A 17,982-nucleotide genomic window follows, 5' to 3' on the forward strand; every position below is an offset into this window, starting at 1 on the left:
GGCAATCGCGGACTTTGCCACCCCCATGTCTCATTCCCTGAGACCCCGCCGGCCGGTTTCCTGAACCGTATTCAGCCAAATCCGGGTCCGAGCAGGGGGTGGGTTGACCCGAAGTGGTTGAAGTCATTAAAATTCCGCTTCTGTCCGCCCTCGATGGCGGCAGTCCATAGACCACAATAACTACAGAGGAAGTCTGGTCATGTACGCAGTACTGGTAACCGGCGGTAAGCAATACCGCGTGGCGCAGGGCGAAACGCTCCGCGTTGAAAAGCTCGAAGTCGAAGTCGGCAACGAGATCAAGTTCGACAACATCCTGATGCTGGGCGACAGCGATGGCATCAAGCTGGGCGACGCGCTGAGCGGCGCTTCGGTCACTGCCAAGGTCGTGTCCCAGGGTCGTGCCGACAAGGTCCGGATCATCAAGTTCCGTCGCCGTAAGCACCACATGAAGCGTCAGGGTCACCGTCAGTACTACACCGAAATCGAGATCACCGGCATTGCCGGTGGCAGCAAGTAATAAGGAGAAGCAGTCATGGCACATAAGAAGGGCGTAGGCTCATCGCGCAACGGTCGCGACTCCAACCCGAAGTACCTCGGCGTCAAGATCTTCGGTGGCCAGGCCATCGATGCCGGCAACATCATCGTGCGTCAGCGCGGCACCCAGTTCCATCCGGGTACCGGCGTTGGCCTCGGCCGTGACCACACCCTGTTCGCGCTCGTCGACGGCAAGGTGGAGTTCTCGGTCAAGGGCCCGAAGAAGCGTCGTACCGTCAGCGTCGTCGCCGAAGCCTGATCTTCAGCGGTACGCAGGCGCCCACGCCACGGCGTGGGGTCGCTGACGAAAGCCCCGCTTCGGCGGGGTTTTTCGTTGGTATCAACTATCGGGCGGGACATTTCCCGCCGCCGGCCCTGGATCGTACCGGGGCCGTTAGACTCTGCGGTGGGGTGCACCTCGCGCCCGCCGCCTCCAGATTGGCATCCAGAATCATGAAACTTGTAGACGAAGCAGAAATCCAGGTGATCGCCGGCAATGGCGGCAACGGCTGCATCGGTTTCCGTCGCGAGAAGTTCATTCCGCTGGGCGGGCCGGACGGTGGCGACGGCGGTAATGGCGGCAGCGTGTGGATCCGCGCCGACGAGAACCTCAACACCCTGGTCGATTTCCGCCATGACCGCATCTTCAAGGCGCAGCGTGGCGAGAACGGCATGGGCCGCCAGGCCTATGGCAAGGGCGGCGAAGACCTGGTCATCACCGTGCCGATTGGCACCGTGATCATGAACGTCAGCACCGATGAAGTGATCGGCGATCTGACCAGCCATGGTGACCGCCTGCTGGTGGCCAAGGGTGGCCGCGGCGGCCTGGGCAACATGCATTTCAAGAGCTCCACCAACCGCTCGCCGCGCCAGGCGCTGCCGGGCGAAGAGGGTGAAGAGCGCCTGATCAAGCTGGAGCTGAAGCTGTTGGCCGACGTGGGCCTGCTGGGCTTCCCGAACGCCGGCAAGAGCACCCTGATCCGCGCCGTGTCCGCGGCGACCCCGAAGGTGGCCGATTACCCGTTCACCACGCTGTACCCCAATCTGGGCGTCGTGCGCGTGGAGAACTACCGCAGCTTCGTGATCGCCGACATTCCCGGCCTGATCGAAGGTGCGGCCGATGGCGCTGGCCTGGGCGCGCAGTTCCTGCGCCACCTGCAGCGCACCCGCCTGCTGCTGCACCTCGTGGATATCTCCCCGATGGAAGGTGGTGTGGAGGGTGTCTCGCCGATCGAGCAGGTCCGTGCGATCGAGCGCGAGCTGGAAAAGCACGATCCGGAGCTGCTGGGCAAGCCGCGCTGGCTGGTGCTGAACAAGGCTGACCTGATGTTCGAGGACGAGGCCAAGGCCGCCGCCGAGAAGATCGTCGCCGAACTGGGCTGGACCCAGCCGTGGTACCTGGTATCGGCGCTGGGCCGCGAAGGCACCTGGCCGATCATGAACAACGTGATGGCGTTCTTCGATCGCCAGAAGGAAGACGAGGCGCAAGCGCGCGATGCGTACTGAGCGCACCCGCGCGCCCCTGAGAAACCCGGCTCCGGCCGGGTTTTTCTGTGGTGCCAGCCACCCATGGCGTGGCGCTGCCGTCGATCAGGATGGGCGCTCGAGATCGCAGGCAACAAAAAACCCGGCCGGGGCCGGGCTTTTCTCTGCGGCTGGGTCGAAGCCACGCAGCGCGTGGCTCTACGACACCCGCAGCGCCGTATCAGGCGGCCTTGATGGCCTTGATGCGCGCGGTCAGGCGGCTCTTATGGCGAGCAGCCTTGTTCTTGTGGATCAGACCACGCGAGCTGAAACGGTCGAGGATCGGCTGGGCAACAGCAAAGGCTGCCTCGGCGCCGGCGGCGTCGTTGGCATCCAGAGCCTTGATCACCTTCTTGACAGCGGTGCGCAGCATCGAACGCTGAGCCGTATTGCGCGCGTTGCGCACGACGGTCTGCTTGGCGCGCTTCTTGGCGGACTTGATATTGGCCACAGTGGTGGTTTCCTGAAAAATCGGTGTAATGGGAACAGCAAGCTGGAAAGTATGATGGCTCGAAAAATGTACGTCAAGTCAATTGTCAAGAGGGAACACGGGTGAGTTCACCAAGGATGTTGCGGGGCCTGCTGTCTTTCAGCAGCATGACCATGATTTCGCGGGTGTTGGGGCTGGTCCGCGACCAGGTCATCACCACCACGTTCGGCACCAATGCGGTGACCGATGCCTTCTGGGTCGCCTTCCGGGTGCCCAATTTCCTGCGCCGGCTGTTCGCCGAGGGCTCGTTCGCCACCGCGTTCGTCCCGGTGTTCACGGAGGTGAAGGAAACCCGGCCGCACGCCGAGCTGCGTGAGCTGATGTCGCGGGTGGCCGGCACGCTGGGCGCCGTGCTGATGCTGGTGACTGCGCTGGCGCTGATCTTCGCGCCGCAGCTGGCGACCCTGTTCTCCAGCGGGGTGGATACCGACCCGGCCAAGCACGGCCTGTTGGTGGACCTGTTCCGGCTGACCTTCCCGTTCCTGCTGTTTGTGTCGCTGACCGCCCTGGCGGGTGGGGCGCTCAATAGTTTCCAGAAGTTCGCGATGCCGGCGCTGACCCCGGTCATCCTCAACCTGTGCATGATCGCCGGCGCGGTGTGGCTGGCCCCGCGGCTCGGCGGCACCCCGGAAAAGCAGATCCTCGCGCTGGGCTGGGCGGTGCTGGCCGCCGGCCTGCTGCAGCTGCTGTTCCAGCTGCCCTCGCTGAAGGGCATCAACCTGCTGACCCTGCCGCGCTGGGGCTGGCGGCATCCGGGCGTGCGCAAGGTGCTGATCCTGATGGTGCCGACCCTGTTCGGCTCGTCGGTGGCCCAGATCAACCTGCTGCTGGACACCGTGATTGCGGCCAAGCTGACCGATGGCTCGCAGTCCTGGCTGTCGCTGGCTGACCGCTTCCTCGAACTGCCGCTGGGCGTTTTCGGTGTGGCCCTGGGCACGGTGATCCTGCCCGCGCTGGCCCGCCACCACGTCGGTACCGATAAGGCCGGCTTCTCCAGCGCGCTGGACTGGGGCCTGCGCACGACGCTGCTGATCGCGGTGCCGGCCATGTTGGGCCTCGTGCTGCTGGCCGAGCCGCTGATTGCCACGCTGTTCCAGTACAAGCAGTTCACCGCCTTCGATACCCGCATGACCGCGCTGTCGGTGTACGGCCTGAGCTTCGGGTTGCCGGCGTTCGCCCTGCTCAAGGTAGTGCTGCCGGCGTTCTACGCGCGCCAGGACACCCGCACCCCGGTCCGGGCCGGCATCGCCGCACTGGTGGCCAACATGGTGTTCAACTTCATCCTGCTGGCCGTTCTCTATCACGTCATGGTGCCCGAGGCGCTCAAGGCGCAGGGCGTGTGGGTCGCGCTGGGGAAGCATCCCGGACTGCATCTGGCGCTGGGTATCGCCAGTGCGCTGTCCAGTTACCTGAACCTGGGCCTGCTCTGGTACTGGCTCGGCAAGACCGATGTCTATCAGCCCAAGGCGGGCTGGGGCGGCTATGTCACCAAGCTGGGGCTGGCCTGCCTGGCGATGGTGGCGGTGCTGCTGGGCCTGCGCTACGGGATGGCGGACTTCACCGGCATGGACAAATGGCACCGCATCGGCAACCTCGCGCTGCTGGTCGGCGGTGGCGGTCTTACCTATCTGGTGGCCCTGGTCGCCATGGGCTTCCGCCCGCGCCACCTGCGGGAGCATTGATCCGGGGGCAGCCCGGCTATACTTCATGGCTATCTCTTGCAAAGCATCGGCCCTGGTGGGCCGCATTCCACGTAGATGAGCAGGCTGTTTAGAAACGTCGAAGGCGGGCAGTTGTTCCCGCACGGAAGCGTGGTCTGCATCGGCGCATTCGACGGCCTGCACCTGGGTCATCGTGCGTTGGTGCGCCACGCCGTTTCGCGCGCGCGCGCGCTGGGCGTGGCCGCCGTGGCGGTGGCTTTCGAGCCGCTGCCGCGCGAGTACTTCGCCCAGGGCGAGCCGCCGCCGCGATTGACCCTGGCCCGTGACAAGGTCGCGATGCTGCGCGAGCTTGGCGTGGATGCGATCGGCCTGCTGCGCTTCGATGCGCGCATGGCCGCGATGCAGGCCGAGGATTTCGTCGAGCAGTTGCTGGTGCACCGGCTGAGCGCGCGCGAGGTGTGGATCGGGCCGGAGTTCTGCTTCGGCAACCGCCGCAAGGGCGATCTGGCCCTGCTGCAGGCGATGGGCCGCGAGCGTGGCTTCAGTGCGGGGGAGATCGAGCCGGTCGACCTGCACGGCGAGCGCATCTCCAGCACCCGCATCCGCCAACTGCTGCGCGCCGGTGATTTCCGTCATGCCGGCGATCTGCTGGGCAGGCCGTATACGATTGGGGGCAGGGTAGTGCGCGGCCGCCAGTTGGGCCGTACGCTGGGGTTCCCGACCGCCAACCTGCGCTTTCCGAAGACGCCGGCGCTGTCGGGGATCTACGCGACCTGGGTCCATGGTGTGTTCGACCAGCCGTGGCCGTCGGTCTCCAGCTTCGGTACGCGTCCCACCGTGGATGGCGTGGAGCCGCTGCTGGAAGCGCACCTGTTTGATTTCCAGGGCGACCTGTATGGCCGCCACATCGATGTCGAGTTCGTCGCCAAACTGCGCGATGAAGAAAAGTTCCAAGATCTGGCTGCGTTGACCGACCAGATGCACCGTGACGCCGAACAGGCCCGTCACATCCTTTCCGAACACAGATTGCGAGCCACTGCGTGAGCCAGGACTACAAAGCCACCCTTCATCTGCCGGCAACCGAATTCCCGATGCGCGGCGACCTGCCCAAGCGCGAGCCGGGCATTCTGTCGCGCTGGGAGGACGAGGGCCTTTACGCCCGCCTGCGCGACAACGCGCAGGGCCGCCCGCTGTTCGTGCTGCACGACGGCCCGCCCTACGCCAATGGCCAGATCCACCTGGGCCACGCGGTCAACAAGATCCTCAAGGACATCATCGTCAAGTCGCGCTACCTGGCCGGCTTCGATGCGCCCTACGTGCCGGGCTGGGATTGCCACGGCCTGCCGATCGAGATCGCGGTCGAGAAGAAGTGGGGCAAGGTCGGCGTCAAGCTCGATGCGGTCGCGTTCCGCCAGAAGTGCCGCGAGTTCGCCGAAGAGCAGATCGAACTGCAGCGCCGCGACTTCAAGCGCCTGGGCGTGATCGGCGATTGGGACAACCCGTACAAGACGCTGAGCTTCGATTTCGAAGCCAACGAGATCCGTGCGCTTTCCAAGGTGTTCGCCAACGGTCACATCGTGCGCGGCGCCAAGCCGGTGCACTGGTGCTTTGACTGTGGCTCGGCGCTGGCCGAGGCCGAGATCGAATACCAGGACAAGACCTCCCCGGCGATCGACGTGGCCTACGTGTCGCGTGATTCGCAGCAGCTGGCCGAGCGCTTCGGCGTGACGCTGCCGGCCGATATCGAGGTGGCGGTGCCGATCTGGACCACCACCCCGTGGACGCTGCCGGCCTCGCTGGCGGTGTCGCTCGGTGCGGAGATCGAGTACGTGCTGGCCGAAGGCCCGGCCCACAACGGCAAGCGCCGTTGGCTGGTGCTGGCCGCCGCGCTGGCCGAGCGGTCGCTGCAGCGCTACGGCGTGGACGGCCTGGTCGTGCACGGTCGTGCCACCGGCGCCGCGCTGGAAAACCTGCTGCTGGCCCATCCGTTCTACCCGCAGCGCGACATCCCGCTGCTCAACGGCGCCCACGTCTCCGATGAAGACGGCACCGGCGCGGTGCACACCGCTCCTGGCCATGGCCAGGAAGACTTCGTGGTCAGCCAGCAGTACGGGCTGATGGACAAGTACAACGCCGGCCAGATCAATCCGGTCGACGGCCGTGGCGTGTACCTGTCCTCGACCCCGCCGGCCGGCGATGTCGAACTGGCAGGCGTGCACCTGTGGAAGGCGCAGCCGCTGATCATCGATGTGCTGCGCGCCTCTGGTGCGCTGCTGGCCTTCGTTGAAATCGTGCACAGCTACCCGCATTGCTGGCGCCACAAGACCCCGGTCGTGTTCCGCGCCACCCCGCAGTGGTTCATCTCGATGGACAAGGCCAACCTGCGCCGCGACGCGATGGCCGCGATCGACAGCGTCGGCTGGTTCCCGAGCTGGGGCAAGGCGCGCATCGGCTCGATGGTCGATGGCCGCCCGGACTGGTGCATCAGCCGCCAGCGCACCTGGGGCGTGCCGATCGCGCTGTTCACCCACCGCGAAACCGGTGAGCCGCACCCGCGCACCGTCGAGCTGATGCAACAGGTCGCCGACCGCGTGCAGGCCGACGGCATCGACGTGTGGTACTCGCTGGACAGCGCCGAGCTGCTGGGCGAGGAAGCGCCGCAGTACGAGAAGGTCACCGACATCCTGGATGTCTGGTTCGACTCGGGCGTGACCCATGAAGGCGTGCTGCTGGCGCGTGGCTTCGGCAAGCCGGCAGATCTGTATCTGGAAGGCTCGGACCAGCACCGCGGCTGGTTCCAGTCCTCGCTGCTGACCGGCGTGGCCATCGACAAGCAGGCCCCGTACAAGCAGTGCCTCACCCACGGCTTCACCGTGGATGAGAAGGGCCGCAAGATGTCCAAGTCGCTGGGCAACGGCATCGAGCCGCAGGACATCATGAAGACCCTGGGCGCGGACATCCTGCGCCTGTGGATCGCCTCGGCCGATTACAGCAATGAAATGTCGCTGTCGCAGGAAATCCTCAAGCGCAACGCGGATGCCTACCGGCGCCTGCGCAACACCGCGCGCTTCCTGCTCGGCAACCTGGACGGCTTCGACCCGGCCCAGCACTTGGTGGCCCCGGCCGACATGGTCGCGCTGGACCGCTGGATCGTGCACCGCGCCTTCGAGGTGCAGGAGAAGATCAAGGCGGCATACACCGGCTACAACATGGCCGAGATCGTGCAGCTGCTGCTGAACTTCTGCAGCGTGGATCTGGGCTCGGTGTATCTGGATGTCACCAAGGACCGCCTGTACACCATGCCGGTGGACTCGCGCGGCCGCCGCTCGGCGCAGACCGCGATGTACCACATCGCCGAAGCGTTCACGCGCTGGATCGCGCCGATCCTGAGTTTCACCGCCGATGAGCTGTGGGGGTACCTGCCGGGCGAGCGCAAGGAGAACGTGCTGTTCGCCACGTGGTACGAGGGCCTGGCCCCGTTGCCGGCCGATGCACCGCTCAACGCGGCCGACTTCGATCAGCTGCTGGCCCTGCGCGAGCAGGTCGCCAAGGTGCTTGAGCCGATGCGCGCCAATGGTGCGATTGGTGCGGCGCTGGAAGCGGAGATCACCGTCGCCGCCGATGCCGAGACCGCCGCGCGCTGGCAGCCGCTGGCCGAGGAGCTGCGCTTCCTGCTGATCAGCGGTGACGTGCAGGTGCGCCCGGCGACCACCGACGAGGTGTTCGTCAGCGCCCAGCCGACCGGCAAGCAGAAGTGCGTGCGCTGCTGGCATTACCGCGCCGATGTCGGCTCGGTGGCTGCGCACCGGGAACTGTGCGGCCGCTGCGTGACCAACATCGACGGTGCCGGCGAAGACCGGCGGTGGTTCTGATGACCGCCGCCCGTCCGCGTCCGAACGCGCTGATCTGGCTGCTGCTGTCGGCGGTGATCATCATCGCCGACCAGTGGAGCAAGGCCTGGGTGCTGTCCAGCCTGCCCGAGTACGAGCCGGTGGTGGTCATCGAGGGCTTCTGGAACTGGTTCCGCACCTACAACACCGGCGCAGCATTCAGCTTCCTGAGCGATGCCGGTGGCTGGCAGCTGTGGTTCTTCGCCGCGCTGGCGGTGGGCATCAGCGGCCTGATGGCCTACTGGATGTGGGGCACCGCGCGCGGTGCCTGGCGCAGCGCCGTGCCTTACGCGCTGGTGATCGGCGGGGCGATCGGCAATGTGATCGACCGCCTCCTGCACGGTCACGTGGTCGATTTCATCCAGTGGCATATCGGGGACCATTACTGGCCCTCGTTCAACATCGCCGACTCGGCGATCGTGGTCGGCGCGGTGGGTATCGCCCTGTTCGGCCTGTTCGACGGCAAGGCTGCCAAAAAAGCGGGATAATTCCCTCCTGTATCCGTAACAACCCGGCTCACGCCGGCCGGAGTATCTGACCGATGGATGTGTTGCTCGCCAATCCGCGTGGTTTCTGTGCCGGTGTCGATCGTGCGATCGAGATCGTCAAGCGCGCGATCGAGACCCTGGGTGCGCCGATCTACGTGCGCCACGAGGTCGTGCACAACCGGTTCGTGGTGGATGACCTCAAGGCCCGCGGCGCGATCTTCGTCGAAGAACTCGATGAAGTGCCGGACGGCAACACGGTGATCTTCAGCGCCCACGGCGTGTCCCAGGCGGTGCGCCAGGAAGCCGAGCGCCGTGGCCTGAAGGTGTTCGATGCGACCTGCCCGCTGGTCACCAAGGTGCACCTGGAAGTGGCCCGCCACTGCCGCGCCGGCCGCGACGTGGTGCTGATCGGCCACGCCGGGCACCCGGAAGTGGAAGGCACGATGGGCCAGTGGAGCCGCGAGCGCGGCACCGGCCAGATCTACCTGGTGGAGGATGTGGAGGAGGTCGCCACGCTGCTCATCGACCAGCCGGAGAACTTCGCCTACACCACCCAGACCACCCTCTCGGTAGATGACACGCGCAGCATCATCGACGCGCTGCGCACCCGCTTCCCGGCGATGCAGGGCCCGAAGAACGACGACATCTGCTACGCCACGCAGAACCGCCAGGACGCCGTGCGCGATCTGGCCAAACGGTGCGATCTGGTGCTGGTGGTCGGTTCGCCGAACAGCTCCAACTCCAACCGCCTGAGTGAACTGGCGCGCCGTGATGGCGTGGAGTCCTACCTGATCGACGGTGCCGACGAGATCGATCCGGCGTGGGTGGCCGGCAAGAAGCACATCGGCCTGACCGCGGGCGCCTCGGCGCCGCAGGTACTGGTGGATGGCGTGATCGCGCGCCTGAAGGAGCTCGGTGCCACCGGTGTGGGCGAACTGGAGGGTGAGCCCGAATCGATGGTGTTCGCGCTGCCGAAGGAATTGCGGCTGCGCTTGGTCGACTGACCGCGCAGCATTCCGCTACGCATGCCATGGCGCTGCCCCGGTAGTGCCGGCCGCTGGCCGGCAGCGCACCCCGGTTGGCCCTGATCCCGACCGGCAGACAGAACGTCACTGCACGCCGCTGTGCCAATCATGGCCGCAACGCGACGCATGACCTTTGGCCATGGGGCAGGGCGCAGGCGGAGGGCTAGGATCAAGAGCTTCCCCCGCCGGAGCCTGCCTGATGAAGATGCGTGCCATTGCCCTGTCCGTGTTGCTGGCCGTGTCCGCCACCGGCGTGCAGGCGCAGACACCGTCACCACAGGACGTGGCCTTCCCGGGTCTGCTGCGCATCGACGTGGACGCGCGCGATATCGGGCGACGCATCTTCAAGGTCAAGGCCACGGTGCCAGCCAAGCCCGGCCCGCTGACCCTGCTGTACCCGCAGTGGCTGCCCGGGGCGCATTCGCCGAGTGGCCCGATCGACAAGCTCGCCGGCCTGGTCGTCACCGCCAACGGCACACCGCTGCAGTGGACGCGCGATCCGTACGACGTCTATGCCTTTACCGTGCAGGTGCCGCAGGGCGCCAGCGAAGTGGTGGCCGAGTTCAAGTTCCTCTCTTCGCAGGGCACCCAGGGCCGCGTGGTGATGACCCCGGACATGCTCAACCTGCAGTGGAATGCCAATTCGCTGTACCCGGCCGGGGTGATTACCCGCAACATCCAGGCGCAGGCCACCGTGACGCTGCCGCCGGGCTGGTCGTACGCCACCGCGCTGGATACCGAGCGCCGCGAAGGCGACACCGTGGTGTTCAAGCCGATCAGCTACGACCATCTGGTCGACTCGCCACTGTTCGCCGGCCGCCACTTCCAACGCTTTGATCTGGATCCCGGTGCCAAGGTGCCGGTGCACCTGAATGTCTTCGCCGATGAGGCCAAATCGCTGGCCGCCAAGCCAGAGCAGATTCAAGCGCATCGCGCGCTGGTGCAGCAGATGTACAAGCTCTACGGCGCACGCCACTTCGACCGCTACGAGTTCCTGCTGGCGTTGACCGACAAGCTCGGCGGCATCGGTCTGGAGCACCAGCGCTCCAGCGAGAACAGCGGCGACACCGGCTACTTCACCGAGTGGGACAAGACCTGGCTGGGCCGTGATCTGCTGCCGCACGAGTTCAATCACTCCTGGAACGGCAAGTACCGTCGGGGCGCCGATCTGACCACAGCCAACTTCAACGTGCCGATGGGCGACAGCCTGCTGTGGCTGTACGAAGGCCAGACCCAATTCTGGGGCCAGGTGCTGGCCGCGCGCTCCGGGCTGTGGAGCCCGCAGCAGACCCGCGACGTGCTGGCCAATGTGGCGGGCACCTATGATCGCGGTCGCCCCGGCTTGGCCTGGCGCAACCTGCAGGACACCACCAACGACCCGACCATCGCGCAGCGCCGCGCGCTGGCCTTCCGCAACTACCAGATGAGCGAGGACTACTACTCCGGCGGCCAGATGGTGTGGCTGGAGGTGGAGGGCAAGCTGCGCGCGCTGACCGGCAATAAGCGCGGCCTGGATGACTTCGCCAAGGCGTTCTTCGGCATGAACGATGGCGACTGGAACGTCCATCCGTACACCTTCGACGAGGTGGTGAGTACGCTCAATGGCGTGGCGCCGTTCGACTGGGCCAGCTTCCTGCGCGAGCGCCTGGATGGGCACGGTCCGTTGACCGGCGGTCTGGAAGCGGCCGGCTGGAAACTGGTCTACACCGATACGCCGAACGAGGCGTTCAAGGCACAGGAAACCCGCGGCAAGAACAGCAACCTGCTGTACTCCATCGGCCTGTCTGTCAGCGAGTCCGGCTACATCGGCGATGTGCTGTGGGACAGCCCGGCGTTCAATGCCGGTCTGATTCCCGGCATGAGCGTGGTCGCGCTTAATGGACGTGTGTTCAAGGCCGAGCAGTTGAAGGAGGCGATCACCGCCGCCAAGACCGACAAGGCACCGCTGACGCTGCTGGTGAAGAGCTTCGATCGCATCGATACGGTGACGCTGGATTATCACGATGGGCTGAAGTATCCGTCGCTGGAGCGCATCGCGGGCAAGCCGGACCGGTTGGCGGAGTTGTGGAAGGCGCGGTGATGCCGTGTCCTCGCCCGAGGCAGCGAGGATTCATGGTGGATGCGTTATCAAACGCGCTGGACTGGATGCGAAGGTGGCACGGACGCTCATGCTTGGAAAACACGGGAAGGCACGAGTGGCAGTGGTGCTCGTCGCTGCGGCCGGCATCTTCGTAGGAGCGTTGGCACTTCGAAGTCAGGACAGCGTTCCGGCTGGCCAACACGTGCGGAGCACTACCGGTGATGCTGCCTCTCCGGTGGCGCTCAGTGGGATGCGCGTGCCGGCCTCGGTCACTGCGCCACCGCCGGCACCGGGCACGTTCCGTTCGTTGGGACCCAAAGCCTACGAGCTGTCGCGCCAAGGCTCGAGCCGTCCACCCGGCGATGCGCTGGCCTACGTCCAGCAGTTGCTGCCGCGCTCGAAGGCTGGCGACGGTACCGCCAGCTACGACATCTATCTGACCGTGCTTGAGTGCCGCACGTTCACCTCCGACCGGGTGGATCAACTCGCGCAGTCCGCGGCACTGGTGGGTGCAGAGAAGGCATTCCTGGAGCGCTCCGAGCGTCTGCTTCGCGAGTGCGGCGCGCTGGTGCTTGATCGCGATCTGTATCCCGGCAACTGGCTCGAAACGGCGGCGCTGCAGGGCTCTGTCGAGGGTCAACTGGACTATGCACGCTCGCCCAAGGATGTGCTGGGCACCTACGCGGATATCCTGGAAGACCCGGAGCGGGCCGTGGCGTGGAAGCACACCGCAGGGCAATACCTGGAAACGCTGGCCCGCAGTGGCAGCATCGATGCGGTCGCCAAGCTGGCCCAGGATTACGAACACGGCGGCATCGTGCCGCGCGATCCGGTTGCCGCCTACGCCTACAACCTGGCCTTGCAGCAGGTGAATCCCAACTACGTCTCCCCGCTGGTCATGCAATCGCTGGATGCTGCATTGAACGCAGACCAGCGGGCACGCGCACGGCTGCTGGCCAACACCGTCCACGGCGCATGTTGCGTGCCATAGCGCGCATCACGTTCGCGCGGCGCGGGTGGTGGATCAGTCTGCGGCGTCCACATCCTGGGCGCTCTCACACGCACGCTTCGGCGCACACAGGCGATCCAGCAGCGCCAACGTGACCCCGTTGCTCCAGCCGAAGCCATCCTGCAGCGGGTACTCGCCACCGCCGCCGCCGGTGGCCGAACCGTCCACCACATATTTCTCCACCAGCTTGCCCTCGCGGTCGTACACCGTCTGCACGGTGCGCAGGAAGCGCGTGCCGATCCGGCGGGCGAGGGTGTCCTGCCCATAGCGCTGCAGCCCGTCCACTGCGACCCACTGCAACGGTGCCCAGCCATTCGGGGCATCCCATTGCTGGCCGGTCGTCACGGTGGTGGTCAGCAGTCCGCCATCGCGCAGCAACTGAGCCTGGACGGCCTCCGCGGTACGGCGTGCCTGCGTGCGGTCAGCAACGTCCAGCCACAAGGGGAACAGAGCGGCTGCGGTCAGGGCAGGGCGGGTCTGGCTACGCTCCAGATCGAGATCCACGTACCAGCCTTGCGTGTCATCCCAGAGCAGTTGGTTGATGGCGTGCTGACGCGCCTTCGCCAGTTGGGTGAAGGTGCGTGCGCCGCTGCGATCACCGGCCGCCTTGCTGGCGCGGGCCACGGTCGTTTCCAGATGGAACAGCAGACTGTTCAGATCCACCGGCACGATCGCCGTGGTATGGATGCTCGCCAACGCAGACGGCTCGGCGAGCCAGCGTGAGCTGAAATCCCAGCCCGATTCCGCCCCGGCGCGCAGGTCGCGATACACCTGCGAGGGCGCGCGCTGTGGCGCCTGGGCGGCGGTGGCCAGATCGTCCATCCACGACTCGGTGCGTGGCACCGCGCGGTCGTCCCAGTAACGGTTGAGCAGTTGCCCGTCCGCCAGCCTGACCGCCCGCTCGCGTGCCTCGCCCGGCGCCAGCGCTTCCGCGCCGCGCATCCAGAATGCATGCTCGATGCGTAACTGTGGCAGGTAACGGCGGTAGGCCTCGTCGCCCTCATGCGTAGCGAGCAGATCCACCATCAGGCTGAAGAACGGCGGCTGCGAGCGGCTGAGGTAGTAGCTGCGGTTGCCGTTGGGGATATGGCCGTAGCTGTCGAGTTGCCATGCGAAGTTGTCCACCATGTCGCGCACCTGCTGCCAGCGGCCACTGGAGGCCAGCCCGAGCAGGGTGAAATAGCTGTCCCAGTAGTACACCTCCCGGAAGCGCCCGCCGGGCACGACGTAGGGCTTGGGCAGCGGCAGCAGCGAGCCGTTCGGATCCACCGTGTCGGTGGTGCGGGTCAGCACGGGCCACAGCCCCTCGATGTGCGCGCGCAGCGTCTCGCCCGCTGGTGGCACGTAGGGCTGGGTGTCACCGGGCACCGCGAAGTGCTCGGCCACGAAGGCTGCCAGGTCGACTCCGGGCTCAGTCCTGGCGCGCCGCCACTGGGTGAGGAGGGCAGCGCTGGGCTTGTGGGGCACTGCATCCGCGAAGGTCTTCTGATCCTTGAACAGGTGCGCCCCCTGGACCTGCTGGAACAGCGGCTGCCACTGCTGGTCCGGCGTCTGTGGCATCGGCGCCGTGCCTTGTGCCAGCGCGGGGGCACTGAACAACAGGGATGACAGCAGCAGACCGGCCAAGCGGGGACAGGGGCGCATGGGATGCCTCCGGAGGTGGGGAATCCACTGTAGGGGCTGGTGCGTCAAGGCTTGGTGCTGCTGGAGCACGTCGGGTCGACCCGTTGGCGCGCGGCGGTTCGGTGGCGCGCGCGCTTCCCTGATTGACCAAAGTGGTCCGCACCCCCTAGAATTCACGACCTCGCCGGAATAGCTCAGTTGGTAGAGCGGCGCATTCGTAATGCGTAGGTCGTAGGTTCGATTCCTATTTCCGGCACCAGATACAGCAAAAAGCCCCGGCCTTGGTCGGGGCTTTTTGTTTCTGGTAGCGCCGGGCCATGCCCGGCGGAATGTTGGCTCCTGGTAGTGCCAGCCCGTGGCTGGCAGCCCCAATTTCCGAATCTCGCGGCCTGCCGGCTTCCCAGGCGCTTAGCTCCTCGCACAGTCCCTGACCTGGCAACCGCAGCCGGCCACTCCTGTGCTATGACTACTCAGCCATGCTTCAAGGCTCTTTCAGGGATTGAAGGGATGCGCGGGTTTCGGGGAAAGTGCACGCGATTTGTCGATCCGCTTTAGGAGATTTGAAGATCGAATTCGGAAGTTGGGTCGCGCAGGCGCCTGGCGGTACTGTGTGGTGCTGATAAGCTTTGCCCTGTCGCCATACGCAGTTGCCCGGCCGACGATCCCTTACAGCTGCGCTAGATAGGTAGGAAAAACAATGTGCGTCGCCATCTACGATTGCGTTGTCGTTGCTTCCATCAGCTTTGGTGTTCTCTCAGCATTGGCTTGGCTTCGCTCAAGCACTGTCAAGATCTCGCATGAGAAGGCGATGGCTAAGCGCAGGCGAAATGCAGAGAAAAAGGGACTCGCGCCAAACTATGCCAGCGCTAGCCTGGACGGATGGGACATGTCGGCAACTTTTGCCGCTCAATCAAAATGGGGAAGCATTGGCGCGTTTCTGGCGGCTTGCGCAGTAGGGCTGCAGGCTGTTGGTCAATACCTCGAAAACGTGTAGCCATTCGCTCTAGGCTAAGCCGGTTGGGGGCTTGATATTCCAGTTTGGCGGGGGAGCTTACGCCACCGGCCGAGGAAGTGACCGGCTTCCTCGGCCGTGCCCGATGTACCTACTCCGTAAAGGCGAAGTGTCGGACCTGGTCGCTGTATTCAACCCGATCGACCTTCACCGGGAGGCGATAGATGCGCTGGCCGGATACGTCCACCTGCATGAACTGAGGCTCGCCGACAGTCATGAACGTTCGGCTGAGTTTCTGATTGCTCCACAGTACATCGCCTTTTCCGTGCTTGACCGAGGCTTGCCAAGATCTTCCCCAAGTGCCACGTTGGGGGGCCTCTTCCACGCGATCGGGGCGATAAGCGCCGAGCGGCGTATTCGTCCAGTGCGGCCCGTCGAAGACAAATACATACTTCACGTCTCCAGCTTTCGGGAAATCCGCTGGGGGGTTTGCCATCGTGAGCACTGCAAGTTGCATGTCCTCACTCCATGCGACCGCGATCAGACCATCGAAGTAGAAGCGACGAGTAGCAGCAAGCTTGGCAATACGGCCTTTGACCGTCTCAAGGGTTGCCCTAGGATTGTCACGACGTGCACGGTTGACATACATCTCCCATTCTTTGGGCAGCACCGGTCGTTCTGGTAGCAAAGCGGCACCCAGCAGGTAGCTATCCCAACTCCCTTCTCTATATTCGAGCCTTGTATAGCCGTTGAGCACATCTGGACCAGGCTTCTTCAAAGACTCAACGGATGGGGCCGCCGCGCCAGGTCGGAGATGTTTGGTTGCATCGCCCAGCAACTTGCCAAGGCTGTTGTCATCAGCATGTGCCGCTACTGGAATAAGAAGTGCCAGCCACACCAAACGCTTCATGTGTCACTCCATTGAATGCGCGCTATGAGTAGTCCAGTATAGACAGGGATTTGGAGAGCCTGCAGTGGTAGTCGCCTGTCAGTTTATTGACGCCTGGAATGTGACATGACTGATGTTGCTTACAACTTTCAGAAAACGCTGAAAGAATTTGTCGAACATGAACTGCTGTCCGACGACGATCTGATCTGTCTTATGGCACAGCATCGAAAGGTGCTGTTAGCCAGGGTCGAGTCTCTGGCCAAAGGTTCATTTTTTGAGGGGGCTCAGAAGCGCTCAATGCGGCTTTTTGAACTGGGTCAGGCCAGGAATGCACTTAGGATCCACGACGAGGCCCCCGATGCAATTGCTGCTGGCAACTATGGTCACTACGCTGTGAAAGCGTTCGCAGAAGGGTGCTTAAGCCCTACTCATGCCAGGGCTTCTTACGCTTTGGCTATCCGGCCACTCGCGGATTATGAGCTTCACAACTACACGAAGGAGATGAGCGACCATCCGGATATGTTGGCGGGCTGGCGGAAGTGGCTTGCTTCTGACAAGCCTATTCGGGGAGTTGACGTAAATCTATTGACGTCGGTCATTGTCGACAAGAAAGCCTATTTCAGGATGCTTGGGGCATCCAGAACGGAGATGGAGAGCCGCAGGAGACTGCTTGATCAGTTAAATGTGCCGCCACCGCCACCGCCACCGCTGCCGTCAGGGCCAGACTGAAGGAGCGTTTCAGGGCATTTGTATGGCGGTGGCGCTTGCGAGGGACCCCTGGACATCAATGTCAGCGCCTGATAGTCCGCGCGGACTGGATTGTAGAGCTGCCTATACCAGTTGAACCCGGCGCGGCGGCCAGGCCTACGTTGTGCTCGTTGCATGTATGCAGGGCTTGCCGGGTGCCAAACCCGCTGTTAGGCGTGCAGCGCGGTTGGCCCGTGCAGGTGACGGTGGGCGGTATTCCCCCCGTTTCTAACGGTCGCCAAAAGTGGAACTATGCTCCCAACGCCAGTCTCTGCATCGGCGTGACGCCGCCGAGCACCATGTTCGGGCGCTCGTGGTTGTAAGTCCATAGCCAAACGGGTGGCGATGTCTTGGACTTGCTCGATGTCATGGAACAGGTTGCTTGCAAGCCAGGCGTAGCAAACGGTCCGGTTTTAGCGCTCGATGTAGGCGTTCTGCTGCGAATTTCCTGTCTGGATGTAATGCAGTGCAATGCCTTTCTGTTCGGCCCACGCGTGCAGCGCTCCACTGATGTATTCCGGGCCGTTATCGCAGCGTATCGCAACTGGCTTGCAGCGTCATTCGATGACCTGCTCCAGGCTTCGGATCACACGCGCCGCAGGCAGGGAGATATCGACCTCCATCGCCAGTCCCTGCCGGTTGAAATCGTCCAGCACATTCAGAAGCCGGAAGCTTCGCCCATCTGCGAGCTGATGGTGCATGAAATCCATCGACCAGGTCTGGTTAGCTGCCTCGGGCACCGCCAGTGGCTCCGGCGTCTCTCGGATGATGCGCTTGCGCGGCTTGATGCGGACTTAAGCTCCAGCGCCAGGTTGGCAGCAGGCTCGATTTCTGCTCCCGGCACCAGATGCAGCAAAAAGCCCCGACGTTGCCGGGGCTTTTTGTTGGTTACTGACCCGTCCTGAATTGAGTTGACACCTTTTCCCACAGGAAGAGGAATGTTCAATGGATTCAACACTCAGGCGCAGCCAGCGGGATTACTCGCTGGCCTTCAAATTGTCGGTGGTCGACCAGGTCGAGCGCGGGGAACTGACCTACAAAAAGGCCCAGGAGCGATACGGGATCCAAGG

General features: G+C 64.3%; 15 protein-coding genes, 1 tRNA gene and 2 pseudogenes. 14 read left to right on the top strand and 4 right to left on the bottom strand.

The features are described 5' to 3' along the window. Positions 1 to 199: 199 nt before the first annotated feature. The 3 genes from rplU (at position 200) to obgE (ending at position 2,040) form a co-directional block, all read left to right on the top strand. Positions 200 to 517 carry a 50S ribosomal protein L21 gene (rplU, locus tag ABE463_RS16445; protein WP_019184518.1) on the top strand — a complete coding sequence of 106 codons (318 nt, stop codon included), beginning with the start codon at positions 200 to 202 and terminating at the stop codon, positions 515 to 517. Between the two features lie 15 nt (positions 518 to 532). Continuing rightward, on the top strand, positions 533 to 793 hold the full coding sequence (rpmA, locus tag ABE463_RS16450; protein WP_019184517.1) for a 50S ribosomal protein L27: 261 nt from the start codon (positions 533 to 535) through the stop codon (positions 791 to 793). Positions 794 to 987: 194 nt separating this feature from the next. Continuing rightward, positions 988 to 2,040, top strand: coding sequence for a GTPase ObgE (gene obgE, locus ABE463_RS16455; protein WP_346468894.1), 1,053 nt, complete (start codon positions 988 to 990; stop codon positions 2,038 to 2,040). Between the two features lie 199 nt (positions 2,041 to 2,239). Here obgE and rpsT read toward each other — a convergent pair whose 3' ends face one another. Then, a complete protein-coding gene (gene rpsT / locus ABE463_RS16460; protein WP_019184515.1) occupies positions 2,240 to 2,509 on the bottom strand; it encodes a 30S ribosomal protein S20 in 270 nt (89 codons plus the stop codon). 116 nt (positions 2,510 to 2,625) lie between these two features. On the opposite strand from rpsT, the gene murJ reads away from it, so the two are divergent. From murJ to ABE463_RS16495, 7 genes are all read left to right on the top strand, one after another. After that, positions 2,626 to 4,230, top strand: coding sequence for a murein biosynthesis integral membrane protein MurJ (murJ, locus tag ABE463_RS16465; protein ID WP_346468895.1), 1,605 nt, complete (start codon positions 2,626 to 2,628; stop codon positions 4,228 to 4,230). Positions 4,231 to 4,305: 75 nt separating this feature from the next. Continuing rightward, on the top strand, positions 4,306 to 5,253 hold the full coding sequence (locus tag ABE463_RS16470; RefSeq protein WP_123728667.1) for a bifunctional riboflavin kinase/FAD synthetase: 948 nt from the start codon (positions 4,306 to 4,308) through the stop codon (positions 5,251 to 5,253). Further along, on the top strand, positions 5,250 to 8,081 hold the full coding sequence (gene ileS, locus ABE463_RS16475; RefSeq protein ID WP_346468896.1) for an isoleucine--tRNA ligase: 2,832 nt from the start codon (positions 5,250 to 5,252) through the stop codon (positions 8,079 to 8,081). The genes ABE463_RS16470 and ileS overlap by 4 nt, the downstream gene beginning before the upstream one ends. After that, positions 8,081 to 8,587: a signal peptidase II gene (gene lspA / locus ABE463_RS16480; protein WP_346468897.1), complete on the top strand. Its 507-nt coding sequence runs from the start codon at positions 8,081 to 8,083 to the stop codon at positions 8,585 to 8,587. Before ileS ends, lspA begins: the two co-directional genes overlap by 1 nt. Before the next feature lie 53 nt (positions 8,588 to 8,640). Beyond that, the gene (gene ispH / locus ABE463_RS16485; protein WP_346468898.1) at positions 8,641 to 9,591 is read left to right on the top strand and encodes a 4-hydroxy-3-methylbut-2-enyl diphosphate reductase; all 951 of its coding nucleotides are present in this window, start codon (positions 8,641 to 8,643) and stop codon (positions 9,589 to 9,591) included. Between the two features lie 220 nt (positions 9,592 to 9,811). Further along, complete coding sequence (locus ABE463_RS16490; protein ID WP_346468899.1) at positions 9,812 to 11,692, top strand: peptidase M61; 1,881 nt, start codon at positions 9,812 to 9,814, stop codon at positions 11,690 to 11,692. A gap of 202 nt (positions 11,693 to 11,894) precedes the next feature. Further along, the gene (locus tag ABE463_RS16495; RefSeq protein WP_346468900.1) at positions 11,895 to 12,683 is read left to right on the top strand and encodes a hypothetical protein; all 789 of its coding nucleotides are present in this window, start codon (positions 11,895 to 11,897) and stop codon (positions 12,681 to 12,683) included. A gap of 33 nt (positions 12,684 to 12,716) precedes the next feature. Here ABE463_RS16495 and treA read toward each other — a convergent pair whose 3' ends face one another. Continuing rightward, positions 12,717 to 14,345 carry an alpha,alpha-trehalase TreA gene (gene treA, locus ABE463_RS16500; protein ID WP_346468901.1) on the bottom strand — a complete coding sequence of 543 codons (1,629 nt, stop codon included), beginning with the start codon at positions 14,343 to 14,345 and terminating at the stop codon, positions 12,717 to 12,719. A gap of 162 nt (positions 14,346 to 14,507) precedes the next feature. Between treA and ABE463_RS16505 the strand changes: the two genes are divergently transcribed. Next, positions 14,508 to 14,583, top strand: a tRNA-Thr gene (locus ABE463_RS16505). A 438-nt stretch (positions 14,584 to 15,021) separates the two neighbouring features. Beyond that, entirely contained in the window at positions 15,022 to 15,318 is a 297-nt protein-coding gene (locus ABE463_RS16510) for a hypothetical protein (protein ID WP_346468902.1), read from the top strand. Between the two features lie 109 nt (positions 15,319 to 15,427). Here the strand turns inward: ABE463_RS16510 and ABE463_RS16515 are convergent, their stop codons facing one another. Beyond that, positions 15,428 to 16,186 carry a hypothetical protein gene (locus tag ABE463_RS16515; protein WP_346468903.1) on the bottom strand — a complete coding sequence of 253 codons (759 nt, stop codon included), beginning with the start codon at positions 16,184 to 16,186 and terminating at the stop codon, positions 15,428 to 15,430. A 105-nt stretch (positions 16,187 to 16,291) separates the two neighbouring features. Between ABE463_RS16515 and ABE463_RS16520 the strand changes: the two genes are divergently transcribed. Beyond that, positions 16,292 to 16,894 carry a hypothetical protein gene (locus ABE463_RS16520; protein WP_346468904.1) on the top strand — a complete coding sequence of 201 codons (603 nt, stop codon included), beginning with the start codon at positions 16,292 to 16,294 and terminating at the stop codon, positions 16,892 to 16,894. 268 nt (positions 16,895 to 17,162) lie between these two features. Here the strand turns inward: ABE463_RS16520 and ABE463_RS16525 are convergent. Then, positions 17,163 to 17,706, bottom strand: a pseudogene (locus ABE463_RS16525) (integrase core domain-containing protein); the annotation flags it as partial. A 151-nt stretch (positions 17,707 to 17,857) separates the two neighbouring features. Between ABE463_RS16525 and ABE463_RS16530 the strand changes: the two are divergent. Continuing rightward, a pseudogene (locus ABE463_RS16530) lies at positions 17,858 to 17,982 on the top strand (IS3 family transposase); the annotation flags it as partial.

Source organism: Stenotrophomonas sp. TWI819, from assembly GCF_039673075.1.
Lineage (GTDB): Bacteria > Pseudomonadota > Gammaproteobacteria > Xanthomonadales > Xanthomonadaceae > Stenotrophomonas > Stenotrophomonas rhizophila_B.